General features: G+C 64.3%; 16 protein-coding genes and 1 pseudogene. 7 read left to right on the top strand and 10 right to left on the bottom strand.

Annotation, left to right across the window (positions count from 1 at the left end; all coding sequences use genetic code 11):
- Nucleotides 1–8 precede the first annotated feature (8 nt).
- Both V5B44_RS15845 and V5B44_RS15850 read right to left on the bottom strand, forming a co-directional pair.
- Nucleotides 9–671: a response regulator transcription factor gene (locus V5B44_RS15845; protein ID WP_332359956.1), complete on the bottom strand. Its 663-nt coding sequence runs from the start codon at nt 669–671 to the stop codon at nt 9–11.
- Nucleotides 671–1,156, bottom strand: coding sequence for a PepSY domain-containing protein (locus V5B44_RS15850; RefSeq protein ID WP_332359957.1), 486 nt, complete (start codon nt 1,154–1,156; stop codon nt 671–673). The genes V5B44_RS15845 and V5B44_RS15850 overlap by 1 nt, the downstream gene beginning before the upstream one ends.
- Nucleotides 1,157–1,213: 57 nt before the next feature.
- On the opposite strand from V5B44_RS15850, the gene V5B44_RS15855 reads away from it, so the two are divergent.
- The 3 genes from V5B44_RS15855 (at nt 1,214) to V5B44_RS15865 (ending at nt 3,679) form a co-directional block, all read left to right on the top strand.
- Complete coding sequence (locus tag V5B44_RS15855) at nt 1,214–1,636, top strand: DUF1924 domain-containing protein (protein ID WP_332359958.1); 423 nt, start codon at nt 1,214–1,216, stop codon at nt 1,634–1,636.
- A 26-nt stretch (nt 1,637–1,662) separates the two neighbouring features.
- Nucleotides 1,663–2,154 (top strand): diheme cytochrome c, encoded by a 492-nt coding sequence (locus V5B44_RS15860; protein ID WP_332359959.1) that lies wholly within the window; start codon nt 1,663–1,665, stop codon nt 2,152–2,154.
- 205 nt (nt 2,155–2,359) lie between these two features.
- Entirely contained in the window at nt 2,360–3,679 is a 1,320-nt protein-coding gene (locus tag V5B44_RS15865; protein ID WP_332359960.1) for a ferredoxin reductase family protein, read from the top strand.
- 184 nt (nt 3,680–3,863) lie between these two features.
- Here V5B44_RS15865 and V5B44_RS15870 read toward each other — a convergent pair whose 3' ends face one another.
- From V5B44_RS15870 to V5B44_RS15880, 3 genes are read right to left on the bottom strand one after another with little or no spacing between them, the layout of a single operon-like run.
- The gene (locus V5B44_RS15870) at nt 3,864–5,156 is read right to left on the bottom strand and encodes an APC family permease (protein WP_332359961.1); all 1,293 of its coding nucleotides are present in this window, start codon (nt 5,154–5,156) and stop codon (nt 3,864–3,866) included.
- A complete protein-coding gene (locus V5B44_RS15875) occupies nt 5,153–6,412 on the bottom strand; it encodes a protein-L-isoaspartate(D-aspartate) O-methyltransferase (protein WP_332359962.1) in 1,260 nt (419 codons plus the stop codon). Before V5B44_RS15875 ends, V5B44_RS15870 begins: the two co-directional genes overlap by 4 nt.
- Before the next feature lie 33 nt (nt 6,413–6,445).
- The gene (locus V5B44_RS15880) at nt 6,446–7,618 is read right to left on the bottom strand and encodes a PQQ-dependent sugar dehydrogenase (protein WP_332359963.1); all 1,173 of its coding nucleotides are present in this window, start codon (nt 7,616–7,618) and stop codon (nt 6,446–6,448) included.
- 217 nt (nt 7,619–7,835) lie between these two features.
- Between V5B44_RS15880 and V5B44_RS15885 the strand changes: the two genes are divergently transcribed.
- Nucleotides 7,836–8,348, top strand: coding sequence for a phosphatase domain-containing putative toxin (locus tag V5B44_RS15885; protein ID WP_332359964.1), 513 nt, complete (start codon nt 7,836–7,838; stop codon nt 8,346–8,348).
- Between the two features lie 117 nt (nt 8,349–8,465).
- On the top strand, nt 8,466–8,756 hold the full coding sequence (locus V5B44_RS15890) for a DUF2502 domain-containing protein (protein ID WP_332359965.1): 291 nt from the start codon (nt 8,466–8,468) through the stop codon (nt 8,754–8,756).
- A 52-nt stretch (nt 8,757–8,808) separates the two neighbouring features.
- Here the strand turns inward: V5B44_RS15890 and V5B44_RS15895 are convergent, their stop codons facing one another.
- The 3 genes and pseudogenes from V5B44_RS15895 to V5B44_RS15905 form a co-directional block, all read right to left on the bottom strand.
- The gene (locus V5B44_RS15895; RefSeq protein WP_332359966.1) at nt 8,809–9,264 is read right to left on the bottom strand and encodes a bacteriohemerythrin; all 456 of its coding nucleotides are present in this window, start codon (nt 9,262–9,264) and stop codon (nt 8,809–8,811) included.
- Nucleotides 9,265–9,444: 180 nt separating this feature from the next.
- A pseudogene (locus V5B44_RS15900) lies at nt 9,445–9,636 on the bottom strand (anion transporter); the annotation flags it as partial.
- Nucleotides 9,602–9,907: a hypothetical protein gene (locus V5B44_RS15905; protein ID WP_332359969.1), complete on the bottom strand. Its 306-nt coding sequence runs from the start codon at nt 9,905–9,907 to the stop codon at nt 9,602–9,604. The pseudogene V5B44_RS15900 and the gene V5B44_RS15905, both read right to left, overlap by 35 nt.
- Before the next feature lie 197 nt (nt 9,908–10,104).
- Between V5B44_RS15905 and V5B44_RS15910 the strand changes: the two genes are divergently transcribed.
- Nucleotides 10,105–11,502 carry an aspartate ammonia-lyase gene (locus tag V5B44_RS15910; protein WP_332359970.1) on the top strand — a complete coding sequence of 466 codons (1,398 nt, stop codon included), beginning with the start codon at nt 10,105–10,107 and terminating at the stop codon, nt 11,500–11,502.
- Nucleotides 11,503–11,608: 106 nt separating this feature from the next.
- Complete coding sequence (locus V5B44_RS15915; RefSeq protein WP_434735473.1) at nt 11,609–12,922, top strand: anaerobic C4-dicarboxylate transporter family protein; 1,314 nt, start codon at nt 11,609–11,611, stop codon at nt 12,920–12,922.
- A 69-nt stretch (nt 12,923–12,991) separates the two neighbouring features.
- Here the strand turns inward: V5B44_RS15915 and V5B44_RS15920 are convergent, their stop codons facing one another.
- On the bottom strand, nt 12,992–14,524 hold the full coding sequence (locus tag V5B44_RS15920; protein ID WP_332359972.1) for a DUF2235 domain-containing protein: 1,533 nt from the start codon (nt 14,522–14,524) through the stop codon (nt 12,992–12,994).
- Nucleotides 14,525–14,528: 4 nt separating this feature from the next.
- Entirely contained in the window at nt 14,529–18,263 is a 3,735-nt protein-coding gene (locus V5B44_RS15925; protein WP_332359973.1) for an EAL domain-containing protein, read from the bottom strand.
- Between the last annotated feature and the right edge of the window lie 46 nt (nt 18,264–18,309).

Raw genomic sequence — 18,309 nt, forward strand, 5'->3', positions numbered from 1 at the left:
TGCAGCCGTCATTGCGGCGCGCTGAGACGATAACCCAGGCCACGCACGGTCTCGATCAGCCCTGGCGGCAGTTTCTTGCGCAGGCGGGCAATGAAGACCTCGACCGTGTTCGAGTCGCGATCGAAGTCCTGAGCGTAGATGTGCTCGACCAGATCGCTGCGCGAAACAACTTCGTCGCGGTGGTGCATCAGGTAGGTGAGCACCCGGTATTCGTGGCTGGTCAGCGTCAGCGCCTGGCCATCGACCGTGGCGCGGTTATTGCGGGTATCCAGGGTCAGCGGCCCGCAGATCAATTCAGCGCTGGCATGGCCGCCGGCACGGCGGATCAGCGCGCGTAGGCGGGCCAGCAGTTCTTCCATGTGGAAGGGCTTGGTCAGGTAATCGTCGGCGCCGGCGTCGATGCCGGCGACCTTCTCGTGCCAGCCATCGCGCGCCGTGAGGATCAGCACCGGCATCGTGCGACCGGCGCTGCGCCATTTCTTCAGGACGGTGATGCCGTCCATCTGCGGCAGCCCAAGATCGAGAATCACCGCGTCGTAAGGCTCCGTGTCGCCCAGGTAGTGGGCGTCCACCCCGTTTCCGGCAGCATCCACCGCGTAGCCCGCCGCCCCCAGACCGTCGGCCAGCTGTGCCTGCAGGGTTGGTTCGTCTTCAACAATCAGGATGCGCATCAGTGGTCTTCTCCGCCGCGTCGATTTCTTTGCTGTTCCCGTTCGCGCTCATGCCCGCCCGCGGCCTTTTTGCCAATGATGCTTCCATCGCGCGCATCCACCTTGAGTTTCATCAGCGCGCCGCCGCTGCGCAGCAGCTTGATCTTGTATATCCAGCGCTCCTGGCTGCTTTCACGCTCGCGCTCCAGTTCGACATCGACTACCTGCCCCGGATAGTCGCGTTCGACCCGTTCGAGGATGCTGCGCAGCGGCAGTACTTCGCCGGCTTCCACCGCCTGCCGGGCGCGGTCGTGATCCTCACTGGCCATGCTGGCGCCGCTGCCCATGACCAGACACAGCGCAAGAAGCGCACCTGCGGCCATGCCGCGGCAGCGGCAGCGGCCCGAGGGGCGATTGACGATGTTGTCCTGTTTCAGCATGCGCCAGTTATAGCCGGGAATTGATGAACGCAGGATGAACGCCGGGTTCAGCTGGCGTTCAGTCACCTGCCTGCACTATGGCTCCCATACCGCCAAACGCCAAACGAAAGCGACGAGAGACTCATGAGCAGAAAGATCACCGCCCCCCTGTTTGCCGCCAGCCTGGCCCTGATTGCTTCGGGCCCCAGCATCGCCGGGCCGCGCGAGGAACAACTGGACAAGTACGCCAGTGCTGCCAGGGCCGCCAACCCAGCCTTCGCCGGATTCTCCGCTGCGCGCGGCAAGACCTTGCACACCCAGGCCTTCGCCGGCGGCAAGCCGGCTACGCCGGCCTGCACCTCATGCCACGGCAACGACACGCGCGGCGCTGGCCGCAATCCCGCCGGCAAGACCATCGAGGCCATGGCGCTGTCGGCTTCGCCCTCACGTTACACCGACCCGGCGAAAGTCGAGAAGTGGTTCAAACGCAACTGCAACGAAGTGCTCGGTCGGGAATGCACGCCGCTGGAGAAAGGCGACTGGCTGACTTTTGTGATCAGCCAGTGAGCCACCCAACATTCAAGGAGCCGAACATGAAGATGCCCGCCCGCCCTCTGGCCCTCAGCCTGCTCGCCATTGCCTTCTCGGCGCTTGTTCTCGGCAGGGCACAGGCCGGTGGCAGCCACTATTTCCCGCCCGTTGCCGAACCGGTGGTCAGGGAAGAGTGCGGCAGCTGCCACATCGCCTTTGCCCCTTCAATGCTGCCGGCCAGTTCATGGAAGCGGATGATGGGCGAACTCAGAAATCACTTCGGTGACGATGCCACGGTTGATCCCGCGCTGGCAGCAAGGATTACCGAGTATCTGGTCAACCACGCGGCCGATACTGGTGGCCGGCGCTACAGCGACAAGTGGCTGCGCGGCGTGTCGACTACCAGCGCGCCGCTGCGCATCACCGAATTGCCGAAGTGGGTGAAGGAACACCGCAAGGTGCCGGACTGGGAGTGGAAGCACAAGGATGTGCGGACCAAGGCCAACTGTGCCGCCTGCCATACCGACGCCGAACTCGGTTACTACGACGAATGAACGGCATGTTCCATGAACGCCAGACATGCACAGATGCTTCAGGGCGCATTCAGTCAGAGCCTCGCACAATGAACGTGGATTTGTGGGCAGCAGGATGTCCGCCGAATCCAGCAAGCGCCGCTGTCGCGACGATCTCCCGCAGAGCGCCCCGCCAGCGCAACCGTCGGCCAGGTAATCGGCCTGCAACTTTTTCGAGCGAATCGCCATGAAACCACTACTCGCCAGTCTGCTTGCCCTGGTCGCCGCCGTCTGGGGCTGGGACGTGCTCAACACATCGTACCCGGCCAGCGCGCATCCGCTATGGATCAGCCGCCAGGAGGCGCTCTATCTGAGCGGCTATCTGTCGATCGCCCTGATGTCGCTGGCGATGTTCCTGGCTACCCGCCCGACCTGGCTGGAAGCACCGCTGGGCGGGATGGATCGTGTGTACCGCACCCACAAGTGGGCGGGCATTCTCGCGATTTCACTTGCCGCATTGCACTGGCTGATCGAGATGTCCGACGACATCCTGAAATCGACGATTGGCCGCGAGGGGCGCATCCCGAAGGAGAAGTTTGCCGGTCTGCTGAAAGTGCTGCGCGATCTGGCCGAAGACATCGGTGAGTGGGCGATCTACGCCGTGCTGATCATGCTGGTCATCACCCTGTGGAAGAAATTTCCGTACAAGGCGTGGCGTTGCCTGCACCGTGCCATGCCCGTGCTCTATCTGATGCTCGCCTTCCACGCGGCATTGCTGGCCCCCACGCATTACTGGGCGCAGCCGGCAGGCGTGCTGCTTGCCGCGTTGCTGGCCGTCGGGGTGTATGGCGCCTTTCGCTCGCTGCAGGGCGGCATTGGTCGTACGCGTCAAGCGGCCGGCGAGATCCTCGCGGTCGAGCAGCCATCGCCGGACATCACCACCGTACGCTGCCGCCTTGATCGCGGCTGGCGCGGTCACCACCCCGGCCAGTTCGCCTTTGTCACCTTCGACGAAAAAGAGGGGGCACACCCCTTCACCATCGCCAGTGCCGACCAGGGCGATCGGGTGATCCGCTTCGACATCAAGGCCCTCGGCGACTACACCGGCAGCCTTGCCGCTCGCCTGCAAGCAGGACAGGACATGCGTGTCGAAGGCCCCTACGGCCGCTTCGATCTTGCCCGCTGCAATCCGCATGCCCGTCAGATCTGGATCGCGGGCGGCATCGGCGTGACGCCTTTTCTTGCCTGGCTGGAGTCGCTCCAGTCGGCACCGGCACAAGCACCGGAGGCTGACCTGCACTACTGTACCCGTGATCAGGCCAGGGATGCTTTCGTGCCGCGCCTTGAGCGCCTGTGCGCGACGCTGCCCCGCATTCGCCTGCATGTGCATGGTGCACGTCAGGGTGCGAGCCTGACGGCGGAATCGCTGAGCCGTTCGCTTGGCAGCGAGAAGCAGGCCGAGGTCTGGTTCTGCGGTCCCAGCGGGCTCGCCGACGCCCTGCGCAACGGGCTCGACAGGCTCGGCAGGCGACTGCGCTTCCATCAGGAAGCCTTCGAGATGCGCTGAACTGCTTTTCACCGGTGGATGGCTGCATTCCGCATCCGACACCGGAAGCTGCAGTCCGAGAGGAGATTGAATCGACGCAACCGAATGCCCTGCTGCTCCTCGCCGCCGTGTCGCTATCCACGGGCGTTGCCGGAACATCCTTCGCAGCTGGGTCTCGGGAGCAACGAAAGCCCCGGATCTAGTCTCAGTGTCCGGACTGCTCGCCGCGCAGCGCCCGGCCAAGGCGCCAGAGTAGCCAGGCCATGGCGAGGGTGGCCAGGCCCCAGAGACTCTCGACCGGCTGCCGGACGACGGCACTCAAGGCCATCCACAGGACGCCGAGCAGGAAGGTCGCTGGTGCCAGGGGCCAGCCGACGACCCTGAGTTGAGCGCCTTCGCGCAGCCTGATCCGGATCAGGCCGACGACGGTGGCGGCAGCGCAGAGATTCAGGGTGAAGCCGATGTAGGTCAGCAGGCTCTTGAAGCTGGCGCTCCACATCAGCGCCAGCGCCAGCGTGCACTGCATGGCGATCGCCAGCCGCGGCACGCCGGCCTGCGCCCGGAACAGGCGCGGCAGCTCGCCGTCGGTCGCCATGCGGGCATAGACCCGCGACCCGGCGACGGTCATCGCCGAGACCGATGCGGCCAGGACCAGGGCGATCAGCGCCGTCAGGGTATCGGCCCAGAGCGCACCGCCCAGCGCCTGCGCGGCGAGGCGGCCGATCTCCGCCTGGCCGGCGAGTTCCTCCCACGGCGCCGCAAACACGAAGGCAGCGTTCAGAGCCAGGTAGAGACCGGTTACCAAGGCGGTACCGATCAGCAGGGAGCGCGGCAGGTTACGCTCGGCATCACGCACCTCGCCGGCAACATAGACGGCGGCATTCCAGCCGTAGTAGCTGAACGATACCCAGATGAGGCCGACGGCAAAGCCGGCGGCGCTGCTGCTGTCCGGTGTCGGGCGAGTCAGCACCTCGGCCGGCAGGCGCGCCAGGGCGAGGACGGCGAAGGCGCCAATCAGCAGCATCTCGAGCGCAACCGTCAGATTGTGCAGGCGGGCACCGCCCTCCATGCGCAGCGCGTGGATCAGGGCCAAGCCGCATAGCAGCCCGCTGCCCAGCCATTGCGGCGAGCTGCCTGGCAACCAGTCGCGGGTATATTCTCCGAAGGCGAGTGCCGCGGCGGCGAGCGGGGCGGCGAAGCCGACGACGATCGATATCCAGCCCGCCATAGCGCCCGCGGCCGGGTGCAGGGTGCGCGAGAGAAAGAGGTATTCGCCGCCGGACTCGGGCAGTCGACGAGCCAGCGCGCCATAGCAGAGGGCGCCACAGGCGGCCAGCCCGCCGCCGACCAGCCAGGCGAGCAGCACCAGCCAGGGCGACTGCAGATCCGCCAGCAGGAAGCCGCTGGTGGTGAAGACGCCGCTACCGACCATGCTTGCCACCACCAGCGTCGTTGCCGAGAACAGGCCGAGCCGGCGGGTGGCGACCGGGGCGTTCACCTTTTCGTGCCTTCAGCGGCACCGGTCATCGGTACGAAGCGCACCGGCAGGATGGCTTCGCGCTCCAGCCTGTCGCCGCGTTTTCTCAGCAGGAACAGCTTCTGATCATCCCGTTCGCCAACCGGGATGACCATTCGGCCACCCTCCTTGAGCTGGTCGACGAGAGGCTGTGGCACGTGGTCGGGCGCGCAGGTGACGATGATGGCATCGAAAGGCGCCGCCTCGGGCCAGCCCTGGTAACCATCGCCATGGCGCACGCTGACGTTGCGGTAACCGAGTCGCGCCAGATCGCTCGTGGCCCGCTTGGCCAGCGGCTCGACGATCTCGATGCTATAGACCTCGCGCACCAGACCGGACAGGATGGCTGCCTGATAGCCCGACCCGGTGCCGATTTCGAGTACCCGGTCGGTTTCCCGCAGCACCAGCTTCTCGGTCATGAAAGCGACCACGTAGGGCTGGGAAATGGTCTGGCCGTAGCCGATCGGTAGCGGTTGGTCCTCATAGGCGTGCCGCTTCATGGCCGCGGGCACGAACTCGTGCCGTGGTACCGTGGCCATTACCTGCAGGACCGCCGGGTGGGTGATGCCGCGTGACGATGGGATCAGCTGCTGCTCGACCATACGCTTTTGCGCGGCCGCGTAGTCAATGTCGGCAGCTGCCACAGGGGCGCCGGCAACTGGCGCGACCAGTCCCGACAATAGCGTCAGCAGCGCGCCCGTCAGGCCAGCCGCTCGCCGTTCTGTTTTCGGGGAAGGTATGGCTACGGGGCTCGAGGCAGGGTCATGATCGGCGGGCATCAGTTTCTCCGGAGTATTTGAGCAGAGGGGTGGGCCGGTCAGCGGCGGTTGAGCCGGGCAGGGTGCGCAGGCATCCAGGCCCGGCACCTTCTCCGTGCTCGGCACGACGAGCACCGGCAGGCGCCAGGCGAGGCGCGCCTTGCTGCACTGGGCGTCGCCTGGCTGGACCTCACGGCATGGTGACGGGCGTTGGCGGTACACGGCGCAAGTCGCGCAGTGCCCGACCTCGCCCTGCAAAGCCTGGCAGCGCGGTGACGCGGCATTGGTTCCGGCCATGCAGGCGTACCAGGGTGAAAGCTGCTCGACCACGGTTTCGGGCAAGCCAAAGGCATCGGCCTCGGCCCAGTAGAACGATACCCGAAAACTTGCGCAGCAGGCGCCGCAGTCGCGGCAGTCGAAGCGGCTGGCAGCGGCGGTGGGTTCGGCATCGACAATGGCGGCTGGGTGCGTGCCTGGCATCAGTGGCCTCGTGTGTTTGTCGGCATGGATTGCTCAGCGCGCCGGCTCGAGGCGCGCGATGACGCCGCGTGGACTGTCGGTCAACAGGTAGATGAAGCCGTCAGGTCCGTTGCGTACATCACGAATGCGTCCGATGTCTGCCTTGAGCAATTGTTCCTGACGGACGACGCGCGAACCCTCAAGCTTCAAGCGGACCAGCATCTGGTCGCGCAGGGCGCCGACGAAGAGATCGCCACGCCATGCCGGGAAGCGGTCGCCGGTGTAGAAAGCCATTCCCGAGGGCGCAATCGACGGTGTCCATTGGTGCACGGGCTGGGACATGCCGGGCTTTGCCGTTCCCTCGCCGATCTGTGTTCCGGTACCGTAGTTCCTGCCGAAGGTAATCACCGGCCAGCCATAGTTGAGCCCGGCGCGGATGATGTTGATCTCGTCGCCGCCTTGCGGGCCATGTTCGTGCGTCCATAGCTCGCCCGTTTTGGGGTGCAGGGCGGCGCCCTGGATATTGCGGTTGCCGATCGTGAACTTTTCCGGCAGAGCGCCGGGTTGCTGCACAAACGGATTGTCGACCGGGATCCGCCCGTCGTCATGCAGGCGGATCACCGACCCGGCGTGGTCGTCAAGGCGCTGTGCCCGCTGTTGGTCACCGCGATCGCCGAGGGTGATGAACAGAAAGCCCTGCCGATCGAACACCAGGCGCGAGCCGAAGTGGCGTCCGCCGTTCGACTTGGGGAGCATCCGGAACAAAACCTGCACGTCGCCGAGCGTCTTTCCCTTCAGCCGGGCACGCAGCACCTCGGTGCCGTAGCCGCCTTTTCCTTCGGCGACGTAGGAGAGATAGATCCAGCCGTTGTCACGAAATCCGGGGTGCAAGGCCACATCGAGCAGCCCGCCCTGGCCGACCGCGGCGACCGGTGGCAGTCCACGCACGGGTTCCGGATCGAGCCGGCCATCGGCATCGATCAGCCGCAAGCGGCCCGGGCGCTCGCTGACCAGCATTCGTCGGTCAGGCAAAAAGGCGAGGCTCCAGGGGTGTTCGAGACCTTCGGTGAGAATCGTCAGCCGGACGCGCTGCCCTTCGCTTTCGAAAACCTGGGCGAAGGCGGTCAGGGGCCAGAGGGCGCAAAGCAGCAGCCATCCACCAAAGAGCAGCCAATGATCTGGCAGGATGAACTGCGTCGGTAGGTGCTGAGAACGGTCTTCCTGCATGGGGACTCCTCGCCTGAAGCGTGCGCTGCGACCACTTCCAGTGCTGCAGCCGCAAGTATCCGGCGATGATCGCCGGTGTTCAAGTCGGGTAAAATGCGCCAGGAAGAAAATCCGTGCCGGAAGCCGACGGTCTATTGTCTGGACTCGGCTTCAGGGCCATTCTTGCAGCGATCATCACCCATCCATGCATCACCCATCCATGACAGGTCAAACCCATATGAATAGCCATCCCTCTGATTTACTGCCGCTGGACCAGGAAGGTGCAGGATTGATCCTGACTCCGTGCCCGGGAACCAGGGGCGTGCAGACAACGACTGCGCTCGAACAACTCCAGGTGGCCGGCGCCGATGCGCTGATCACGCTGATGCCGGCAGCTGAAATGGCGAGCAATGCGGTGACCGACCTCGGGCAGCTTTGTGCGCAGAGAGGTCTGCAGTGGTTTCATCTGCCGATCGAGGATGAGCATGCCCCCAAGGCGGATTTCGACGCAGTCTGGCAGACACAGCGGCCGGCGGTCCATCGACTGCTGGACGCCGGCAAGAAGATTGCGATCCATTGCAAGGGCGGTTCAGGCCGTACCGGATTGATGGCGGCGCAGATCCTGGTCGAACGTGGCTGGCCAAAAGATGAAGCGACACGCGCTGTCAAGGCGCTGCGACCGAACGCGCTGAGCCTGGCCGTGCATCAGGATTACCTGGCCGGGCTGCCTGCGCCTTCGGCCGGCGGATAAGCGGCGGTCGTGCGCTGGGCGAATTTCTGCGTCACTTAGAGATCAGCGCGTCGAGGGTCCGCCATGCGAGGCGCACATTCTCGACGTCTATGTTTCAGGCAGTATGGGGAGAAACGGATGAAACGATTGCTTGGCTGCCTTTTGCTGGCGGCGGTGCCCGTGCTTGCTCCTGCCGGTGACGTCCAGGTAAACGTGGGCAACATCAGGGTGGAGACCGGCGGTACGACGATCAGCTTTGGCGAACGCGACAGGCGCGGTTACTACTGGGACGGAAGAGTCTGGCGAGACCCCGCTTACTGGGAGAAGCACCATGGCAAGGGGCAGGGCCACGGCAATGGCTACCACTGCCCGCCGGGTCAGGCCAAGAAGGGCAATTGCCGGCCCCACCAGGTCACCCCTTACAGGTGACCGCCTGACTGGCTGATCCGTACACCGCCGCTCCAGCGCGGCAGGTGCCGCATCACGCCTGCGCGGAAAAGCGGGGACGGCCGGCCTGGCGAAGGCTGCTGGAGCGATTGAAGGCGCCGGATTGCAGGATGGAAATGAAGAGCCGGTCGTCCTCGGCGATGTGACGCTCGAACCAGTATTCGCAGTAGCGCAGGAAGGAGTGGGCGTCGCGCGCCTTGCTGCGGACCTCGGTCAAAGCGCGGCGCAGCATGCGAAGAGTGTCCTCGTGGATTTTCGTGTGCTCGGCGAACTCCAGGCCCGCTTCCTCGGCGATCCGCTCTTCCGTGGCGAAATGCATTGCGAAGTATTCGAACAGTGCATCGAACTCATCAATCGGGACGTAGCTGTTTTCGAAACAGGCGGTCTTGAGCGATTCGATACGGTGGAATATTTCCTCGTGCTGAGCATCTATTTCGGGCAAATCGACTAACAGCGCTTCCGGCAGCCAGCCGGCAAAATTGATCTCCATGGCAAGTCTCCTCTGGAAATGACAGGGCCTTTCTTATTATTCACGCAGTATAGAAAGAAGACCTGAAAAATTCCACAGAAATCAAAGTTAAGTCAGGAAAATATCGTTGGAAGCTGTGTTTCCACGTGAGGGGTGGGCAACGGGCAGCGTGCACCTTCGCTTCCTGCCTCGGCGGCCGAGTTAACGAACAAATAGCCAGAGGTAGCCCAGCAGGCCAACGACGCCGAGAAACGGCAAGGACCAGGCGTGGAAGCTCAGCCAGGCACGTCGGTCGCCCAGCAGACGCAGTGCGATCAGATTGGCCAGAGATCCGATCAGGAAGCCGAAGCCGCCAACGTTAACCGCCCAGGCAATCACGCGCCAGTCCTGGCTGCAGCAGCGCCAGATGGCGCTCGCTGTGCATGCGCGTGATGACCTGGTAAGCCACGTGCTGCAGGAAGCCGCTTTCCTCGAGCCCGGTCGTCAGGAGCAGCAGACCGGCGAGCGCGGCAATGGTTGGCCAGTCCACGTGTTGAGGGTAGGTCGCAATCGCGTCGGGGTCGAACAGGCTCAGGCCGAAGCAGAGCAGAACCAGAAGCAGAAGCAGACGATCGCGCTGCAGGTGGGCAGCGATTTCGGCAGGGATCAGCAGCAGGCGTCTCATCGCGGTCTCTCGGGGCTGGGCGCGAATTGTACGTCGGTTATGTGGGCACCGGCCCGGACAGTGCTGCCGGCTTGCTCGCGGGTTGTACGTGGACCATCAACGCAGGAAGCTGCGGTGGTAGCCGTCCACGCGATGGACTAGAATGGTCCGGTGGGCTGCGCAGAACTTCACCTCTTGATCAAACGAAAGGAATGACCATGGCACGCATCGAGAAGGACTTTCTGGGTGAGAAGGAACTGCCGGACAACGCGTATTATGGTGTGCAGACGCTGCGTGGGCGGGAGAACTTTCACATCACCGGCATCCCGATGTCGGCAGAGCCCTATTTCGTCAAGGCCTTCGGCTATGTCAAGAAGGCAGCCGCTTTGGCCAATCGCGATCTCGGCGTGCTCGATGCAAGGGTGGCCGATGCCATTGTCGGCGCCTGCGACCGGCTGATCGCCGGCGAGATGTGCGACCAGTTCGTGACCGATTTCATCCAGGGGGGTGCGGGTACCTCGACCAACATGAACGCCAACGAGGTGATTGCCAACCTGGCGCTGGAAAGTCTCGGCCACCGGAAAGGCGAATACCAGTACGTCAACCCGAATGACCATGTCAATTACGGGCAATCGACCAACGACATCTATCCGACGGCGTTCCGGCTGGCACTGATCCTTCGCCTGGCCAGCTACATGGACGCACTGCGGCGGCTGCAGGATGCCTTCTACGCCAAGGGCAAGACGTTCGAGAAGGTTCTCAAGATGGGCCGCACGCACCTGCAGGATGCGGTTCCGATGTCACTCGGGCAGGAGTTCCACGGCTGGGGTACGACCATCGGCGAGGAAGTCAGCCGTATTGCCGAGGTGCGCCAGTTGCTGCACGAGATCAATCTTGGCGCCACTGCCATCGGCACCTCGGTCACGGCTGCGCCGGGTTACCCCGAACTGGTCACCGGCTACCTGTCCGAACTGACGGGGACCCGATTCATCCTTGCCGGTGACCTGGTCGAGGCGACCTCGGATACCGGCGCCTATGTGCAGTTGTCGGGCGTGCTCAAGCGGACGTCGGCCAAGCTGACGAAGATCTGCAACGACATCCGCCTGCTGGCCTCGGGGCCGCGGTGCGGCTTCAACGAGATCAACCTGCCGCAGATGCAACCCGGCTCATCGATCATGCCGGGCAAGGTCAATCCGGTGATTCCCGAGGTGGTCAACCAGACCAGCTTCCTGGTGATCGGACTCGACCTGACCGTGACTCTGGCCGCGTCGGCCGGGCAGCTGCAGCTCAACGTGATGGAGCCGGTGATCACCTTCGCACTGTTTACCTCGATTTTCACCATGGAGAATGCGGTCAACAGCCTGCGGGTGAACTGCGTTCAGGGGATCAGCGCCAACGTCGAGCACGCGCGGGAGATGGTGCTCAACTCGCTCGGAATCGTCACCGTGCTGAAGCCGACATTGGGTTACAAGCAGTGTGCGGAGATCGCGCGCGAGGGCTACGAAACCGGCAAGTCTCTGCACCAGATCGTGGTCAGCGAGCGCGGACTGATGACGCAGGCGCAGTGGGACGAGGTCTTTTCGTTCGAGAACCTGATCAGTCCGCAGTCTGAGTAGCCGTTTCCTTGCGGCGGTTTCCCGCTGCCTCGAGTTGTCCGGGGGTGGCCCTGATGGTCAGCCCCTCGCTGGTCTTTGCCGGAGAACAGATATCATGAGCATGGCGATCTTCCTGCAGTTCGGGGTGGTCCTCGCGGCGATCTGGATGGGCGCACGCTACAGCGGCGTCGGACTTGGCCTGTGGGGTGCGGTCGGGCTGCTGGTGCTGGTCGTCGGCTTTGGTGTCACGCCGACGTCGCCGCCAATCGACGTGATGCTGATCATCCTGGCGGTGATCATGGCCGCCTCGGTGATGGATGCGGCCGGCGGTATCGATTTCCTGGTCCGCCTGGCTGAACGGATCATTCGCGCCAACCCGAAGTACGTGACGATTGTTGCCCCGCTGACGACCTGGAGTTTCAGCTTCGTCGCCGGCACCGGGCACATCGTCTATCCGCTCTTGCCGGTGATCTACGAAACCGCGCACCAGAGCGGCATCCGTCCCGAGCGGCCGATGGCAATCGCCACCATTGCCTCGCAGCAGGCGATCACGGCCAGCCCGGTGGCGGCAGCGACTGCGGCGATGATCGGGCTGTTTGCCGAGAAGGGAATGACCCAGTGGGGTCTGCCCGAAATCCTGATGATCTGTGTTCCCGCCACACTGACCGGCGTCCTGGTGGCGGCGATCGTCTCGATGTTTCTCGGCAAGGACCTGAAGGACGATCCCGAGTATCAGGCGCGCCTGGAAGCGGGGCAGATTCCGACACCCAAGGCCGCGGCTGATCGGCCCCCCCTGAAGCCGGCGGCCAGACTGTCAGCCTATCTCTTTCTGGCCGGCGTGGCGCTGGTGGTGCTGTTCGGCTTCTTCCCCGAGTTGCGCAGGCTGCCGGGTGCCAAGACCCCGCTCGGCATGCCGATCGTGATCGAAATCGTGATGATGGCGGTGGCGGCGATCATGCTGATGGCGACCCGTGTGAACGTCGACGAAGTGCCGAAGACGGCGACTCTGCGCGCGGGGGTGGTGGCGGTAATCGGGATTTTCGGCCTGGCCTGGCTCGGTGACAGCTTCATCGCCGCGCACAAGGACGTCATCGTTCCGGCCATCGGCCACTGGGCCGAGGCGGCACCGTGGACCTTCGCCTTCGGCCTCTTCTTTGCGTCGGTGCTGCTCTACAGCCAGGCCGCGACGACGCGGGCACTGATGCCGCTCGGCATTGCCCTGGGCATCCCGCCGCAATTCCTGATCGCGATGTTCCCGTCGGTCAATGGCTACTTCTTCATCCCGACCTACGGCTCACTGATTGCCGCGATCAACTTTGACCTTTCGGGAACGACGAAGATCGGCAAGTACGTGCTCAACCATTCCTTCATGATTCCCGGTCTGGTGGCGACCGTGGTGGCGGTCACTACCGGCCTGCTGCTGGCGCGAGTGATGTTCTGACCGCGCAGTCGGCGCAGCAGGCCGGTCATCATCGACCCGGCGAGGGCGCGCCTGCGCGGCCGTTCCGGCTTAGCGGCGGCTGACGCTGAGCGTCACGTGACCCCGGTTGTTGGCGTAGAACTTCCAGGCATCGTTGGCGTAGCAGTAGAGATAGCCCGAGCGCTTCGGCGTCAATCGGAGTCCTTTGCCGATGACGAAAGTCTCGCCTTCGATTGGCGTGCCACTGGCATCCATGTTTGGCTGGTTGGCGATCATGCCGATCAGGGCAAACCATGGGGCATCCTCGCAGCGGCGCGAGCCCCACCAGTCTGCACCGTGCTTGTCGGTCAGTCGCTTGTAGATTTGCTCGGCCTCGCCGAGCGCGTTGCCGAACAGGTAGGCCACTTCGCCGATTTTGAACTTGCCGTCGCGCGCCCCCCCCGGACCACAGGCGATGTTGCTGTCCAGCCATTCACCGCTGGCAGAGAGGTCATAGCTCACCCCGGCTTCAAGATGGAGCCCGCTGGCATTCCAGTGCTGGCGGGCGTATACGGCGACGCTGGCCGAGTCGCCGGCGGCGAGCACGCGGGTTGGCCAGTACGGCGCCTGGGTCAGCGGTGGCACCTGATGCCGCTCCCACACCTGTGGCGCCAGTTCGCTGCCGACGCTGCCTGCAGCGACGCAGGGGGTGGCGCGCGGCAGGGTGCGCAGATGCTTCCAGATGCCTGTCGCCGAGTCATGCAAGAGACCGCGCGGGTCAGGGGCCAGTTGGCTGGCAAGCAATGGATTGATGCGCAGGCCGAGCGCCGTCGCTTCGTCGATCATCCACTGCAGCGCGCCATCGGAGAGGCCGCACTCGGCGTAGCCGCCACCGACGTCGCTGTGCGTGCCGGCAAACCAGAGCTGCAACAGGCTGCCGTCGGCCGGGCGCTGGCCACCGGTCCACAGCGTCGGCGCGAAACTTCCCCGTTGTTCGTCCATCGCCAGCGCATGCCGCCCATGGCGGACCAGGGCGCTTAGTTCGGCGTCGTGAAAGCGGTAGTTGCGTGGGTTGTCGAGCAACTGGTCGAGGAGAACCAGATCATCGGGGACCCCGAGCGAGCCGACGGTATCCCAGACGCCGATCAGGTGAATGCCCACCCTGTCGTCTGGCAGGTCGCCGCGCAGGAAACTGTAGCCGGCACTCCATTTGGCCGGCGCTTCGCGTTTCCGGTAGCCGCGGTCGTAGGCTCGCTGAATCGCATTCCAGGCCTGCTGGTCGCTTTTCCCGCTGAGGTCGAGCAGGCCGCAGCGGGCAACGAAGCCGCCCAGGCTGCGCACGGTGTAGGCGCCGCGGCTGAAGCCGAAGAGGTAGATCAGGTCGCCGCTTTGGTAGTGATCGCACAGCCAGCGGTAAGCGCTGAGGATGTTTCGGGTCAGACCCAGGCCGATGCCACCACCGAGTACTCGTTCGAGGAGCGTGCCCTCCGCACCGACACCCGGGTGGTAGTAGGTGAGCTGCCGATCGTCGGCGACGCAGAGGTTGTGGAGCTTGACGACGTTGGTCGGGCAGGGCAGGACGGCCATCTCCTGCTCCGGGGTGCACCATGTTCCATCACTGCAGACAACGAGATTGCGCGGCATGACTTTATTTTCCATGGGTTGAAAAGGGTGTCGGCAGAAGAGAATGTGGGTTTCCGATCGTGGCCGCCGCCGCGCTGTCAGTCGCTGCAGGTGGCAAGTCGAAGCGGAAGCAGGTGAACTCGGTGGCGGGTCGCGGCCGGCTGAAGAGGTAACCCTGGACTTCCGGGCAACCATGCGACTCAAGGAAGTACAACTGTTCGACGGTCTCGACCCCCTCGGCAATGACCTCCATCTTCAGGCTCTCGGCCATCGCGACGATGGCGCGCACAATCGCTGCATCATTGGCGTCGGTCGTCAGGTCACGCACGAAGGAACGGTCTATCTTGAGGCGGGTGACCGGGAAGCGCTTGAGGTAAGCGAGGCTCGAATAGCCGGTGCCGAAATCGTCGATGGTCATCCGGATGCCGTGTCTTGCAAGCGAGTGCAGCAATGTGATGGCGGTGACCGTATCGGCCATCAGCATGCTCTCGGTGAGTTCGAGTTCGAGGGTCGACGGCGGCAACTGCCATGCGGCCAGGGTGGTGTCGATCTGGTGGCAGAGGTCGGCTTGCTGCAACTGCCGCGCCGACAGGTTCACGCCGACGCGCAGGCTGGTGTGTCCGGCATCCCGCCAGCACCGCGCCTGGCGGCAGGCCGCATTCAGCACCCATTGACCGATGCTGACGATGAGACCGGTTTCCTCGGCGATCGGGATGAAGCGATCGGGCGCTATGAGACCACGCTGCGGGTGGCGCCAGCGGAGCAATGCCTCCATACCGGTGACCTCGCCGCTGCGGCAATTGACCTGCGGTTGGTAGAAAAGCTCGAACTCGTCGCGCTCGATCGCGGAGTGCAGGTCGTGCTCGAGCGAAGCCCGCTCCTGAATCACCAGGTTCATTGCCGGCGTGAAGAACTGGAAATTGTTGCGACCGCGCTCCTTGGCGTGATACATCGCCGTGTCGGCGTTGCGCAGCAGGGTCGCTGCGTCCTCACCGTCATCCGGATAGACGCTGATGCCGATGCTGGGCGTGACGTGCAGCGGCCGTTCGTCGATCAGCTGTGGCGAGGAGACGACTTCTAGCACCTTCCTGGCCAAAGTCGCCGCGCTTGCGACGTCGGTGAGTCCGGGAACAACGAGGATGAACTCGTCGCCCCCGAGCCGTGCAACGGTTTCGGTGTCGCGCAGTACCCCGGTCAGGAGTTCTGCGATGCGTGCGAGCAGACGGTCGCCGGTGTCATGACCGAGCGTGTCGTTGATCAGCTTGAAGCGGTCAAGGTCGAGGAAAAACACCGCCGTGTGGTCCGCGTTGCGCCTGGACCTGGATATTGCCTGCCGGATCCGGTCGTCGAGCAGCATTCGGTTCGGCAGTCTGGTCAACGGATCGTGGTGGGCGAGGAAGTGGATATGCTCTTCGGAGCGCTTGCGTTCGGTGATGTCGTAGAAGCTGCCGATGTAGTGCGTCACTGCGCCGTCCCCGTTCCTGACGGCGGTGATCGTCAGCCAGGCCGGAAAGACCTCGCCATTCTTGCGCCGGTTCCAGATCTCGCCGCGCCAGACGCCGCGGACCGTGATGCAGTTCCACATTTCGCGATAGAAGCCGGCACGCTGGCGCCCGGAGGAAAACAGCTTCGGTGTCTGGCCGATGATTTCGTCGCTGGTATAGCCGGTGATCGCGGTCAGCGCCGGGTTGGTCGAGACGATTCGCTGGTCGGCAGCGGCAATACAGATACCTGAAGTGCTCGCCGAGAATACGCTGGCAGCCAGTCGTTGCGCGTCTTCGGCACGACGTTGATTGACGATTCGCCAGATGTCCTGGCCGATCAGGCGCGCGGTCTCTGTCTCTTGCTGGCTGTATGGCGCTGTTTTGTTGCCGACGCCGAGCAGCATGCGGCCGACACCCCCTTCTATCACCGGCACGCTGATCATGCGCTCGATCCCGGCAATTCCAGTCAGAGCTCTGTCGACGCCTGCCCGAGGCGGATCACAAAGGATGGCCGTGCGCTTCTCCAGGGCCTCGGCCCAGATGCCCTGCAGAGCGACCGTCGCCAGCGGGTCAGCTTGCGCGGCGGGGATACCTCGGCACGCGTCGCGCGACCAGGTGACCGATTCGAAGGTGCGCAGGTCCGCGTTGACGAAACACAAGAACGATGTCTGGCTGCCGGTCAGTCGCTCGGCCACTTCGAGCCCGTGCTGAAGGAACGACGCTTCGTCCATCTGTTCGGCAGCCTTGGGTAACTCGAGCATGGCCAGCGCACGTTCGGCCTGGTGTTTGATTAGCGCTTCGGCCTGCGACCTTGCCTGTTCAAGGCGCTGGCGCTCCGTGATGTCGATGAGGATGCAATGGGTGCGCGCCTGCCCGTGAGGTCCGTGGTGGACGCGGCCGTTGATCAGGACTGTGAGCGCCTTTCCGTCCTTCTGCCGGAGGTGGCACATCAGTTCGTCGATTCGCCCGTCGGCGATGAACTGCGGGAAGGTCTCGACCAGGACCGGTAAGGATCGCTGGTCAAGGAAATCGGTGATCGGGCGACCAATGACCTCGTCGCGGCGGTAAGCCAGCAGCGCCAGCCAGGCGTCATTGACCTCGACCAGCCGGAGGCTTTTCGCATCGATTGACTGATAGGCCAGCGGTGCGTCGCTGAACAGGGCGCGATAGCGCTCCTCGGAGTCGGCCAGCGCGACCTCGCGGTCGAGGATGGCGTTGGCCATGCGGCGCATGCTCAGCGCGAGATTCGCCAGCTCGAGTGCTCGCGACGACGGCAGGGGCGCTGCGTAGTCGCCGTCGGCAATCGCCTGGACGTGGCGGCTGAAGTCGGCTACCCGTCGCACCAGCGCCTGACCATAAAGGTAGGCGCTGAGCAGGGCCAGAGCGAAGGCGGCTGCCACCCCGGCAGCGATGGCCCGCAAGGTCGAGTGCATGGTGGCGAAGGCAGATTCGGTCGGCTGGGCGACCAGCGTCAGCCAGCCGGAGGCGCCAATCGGCGTTACCGTCCCGATGTATTCGCGCCCGGCGAGCGAGAAGTGCCCGGTTTCGAAGCGACCAGCGAGCCCGGCCTGCACCAGCGGCAGGTAGCCAAGGTTTTCCTGGCGCGTAGCCGCACCGGCATCCGGGTGCGCCACGACCTGGCCCAGGCGATCGAGAATGATCGGCAGCACGGTGGCCGCCTCACCGAGTTCGGCAATGTGGTCAGACAGTCGTTCGAGGTCGATTTCGCCCACCAGCGTCCAGTGCTCTGGCGTCGTCAGCGCGGCCTGGCCGCGCAGCGGCACGGTGGCGGCGACGACGATCTTGCCGCGCTGCGACAGATAGCTGTCCGACCAGCGCACGGAGCCGGCAGGCCGCACCGCCCTGACAAAGCCGCGCGCCGAGAAGTCGAGTCCCAACAGCTCGTGGCGACGTTGCCGCCGGTCCAGTGGCAGGCCGACATCGACGACCCGTGCACTGGCATCGAGGACGTAGAGCGCGTCGAGTGGCGCGTGCGCGTGGGTCAGGGTATCGATGATGACGCGAGTGCGCTCGGGGGTGGCGCGGGGCTGGGCTTCGATCTCGGCGGCCACTCGCTCCAGTGCCGCTGCCGAGCCGCGCAGGAAATCGTCAACCTGCCGCGATAGCGCCACCCCGAGGGTTCTGTTGCTGTTCGCGACCTGATCGTTCAGGCGCGGCAGCAAGACGCCAAGCAAGACGGCCACCACGGCCACGATGGCCACTCCGACCACGGCGGAGAGACCCAGCGTGAGCCAGAAGCGAAGAGATCGAGCCATGCCGCGGATACTAATACAAAACGGCACTTGAACTCGTTACCTGTAC

The organism is Candidatus Accumulibacter necessarius (assembly GCF_036625085.1).

Coding starts and splice junctions, on each gene's coding strand:
- V5B44_RS15845 (WP_332359956.1), bottom strand. CDS start 671: ATGCGCATCCTGATTGTTGAAGACGAACCAACCCTGCAGGCACAGCTG.
- V5B44_RS15855 (WP_332359958.1), top strand. CDS start 1,214: ATGAGCAGAAAGATCACCGCCCCCCTGTTTGCCGCCAGCCTGGCCCTG.
- V5B44_RS15860 (WP_332359959.1), top strand. CDS start 1,663: ATGAAGATGCCCGCCCGCCCTCTGGCCCTCAGCCTGCTCGCCATTGCC.
- V5B44_RS15865 (WP_332359960.1), top strand. CDS start 2,360: ATGAAACCACTACTCGCCAGTCTGCTTGCCCTGGTCGCCGCCGTCTGG.
- V5B44_RS15875 (WP_332359962.1), bottom strand. CDS start 6,412: ATGCCAGGCACGCACCCAGCCGCCATTGTCGATGCCGAACCCACCGCC.
- V5B44_RS15880 (WP_332359963.1), bottom strand. CDS start 7,618: ATGCAGGAAGACCGTTCTCAGCACCTACCGACGCAGTTCATCCTGCCA.
- V5B44_RS15885 (WP_332359964.1), top strand. CDS start 7,836: ATGAATAGCCATCCCTCTGATTTACTGCCGCTGGACCAGGAAGGTGCA.
- V5B44_RS15890 (WP_332359965.1), top strand. CDS start 8,466: ATGAAACGATTGCTTGGCTGCCTTTTGCTGGCGGCGGTGCCCGTGCTT.
- V5B44_RS15895 (WP_332359966.1), bottom strand. CDS start 9,264: ATGGAGATCAATTTTGCCGGCTGGCTGCCGGAAGCGCTGTTAGTCGAT.
- V5B44_RS15905 (WP_332359969.1), bottom strand. CDS start 9,907: ATGAGACGCCTGCTGCTGATCCCTGCCGAAATCGCTGCCCACCTGCAG.
- V5B44_RS15910 (WP_332359970.1), top strand. CDS start 10,105: ATGGCACGCATCGAGAAGGACTTTCTGGGTGAGAAGGAACTGCCGGAC.
- V5B44_RS15920 (WP_332359972.1), bottom strand. CDS start 14,524: ATGCCGCGCAATCTCGTTGTCTGCAGTGATGGAACATGGTGCACCCCG.
- V5B44_RS15925 (WP_332359973.1), bottom strand. CDS start 18,263: ATGGCTCGATCTCTTCGCTTCTGGCTCACGCTGGGTCTCTCCGCCGTG.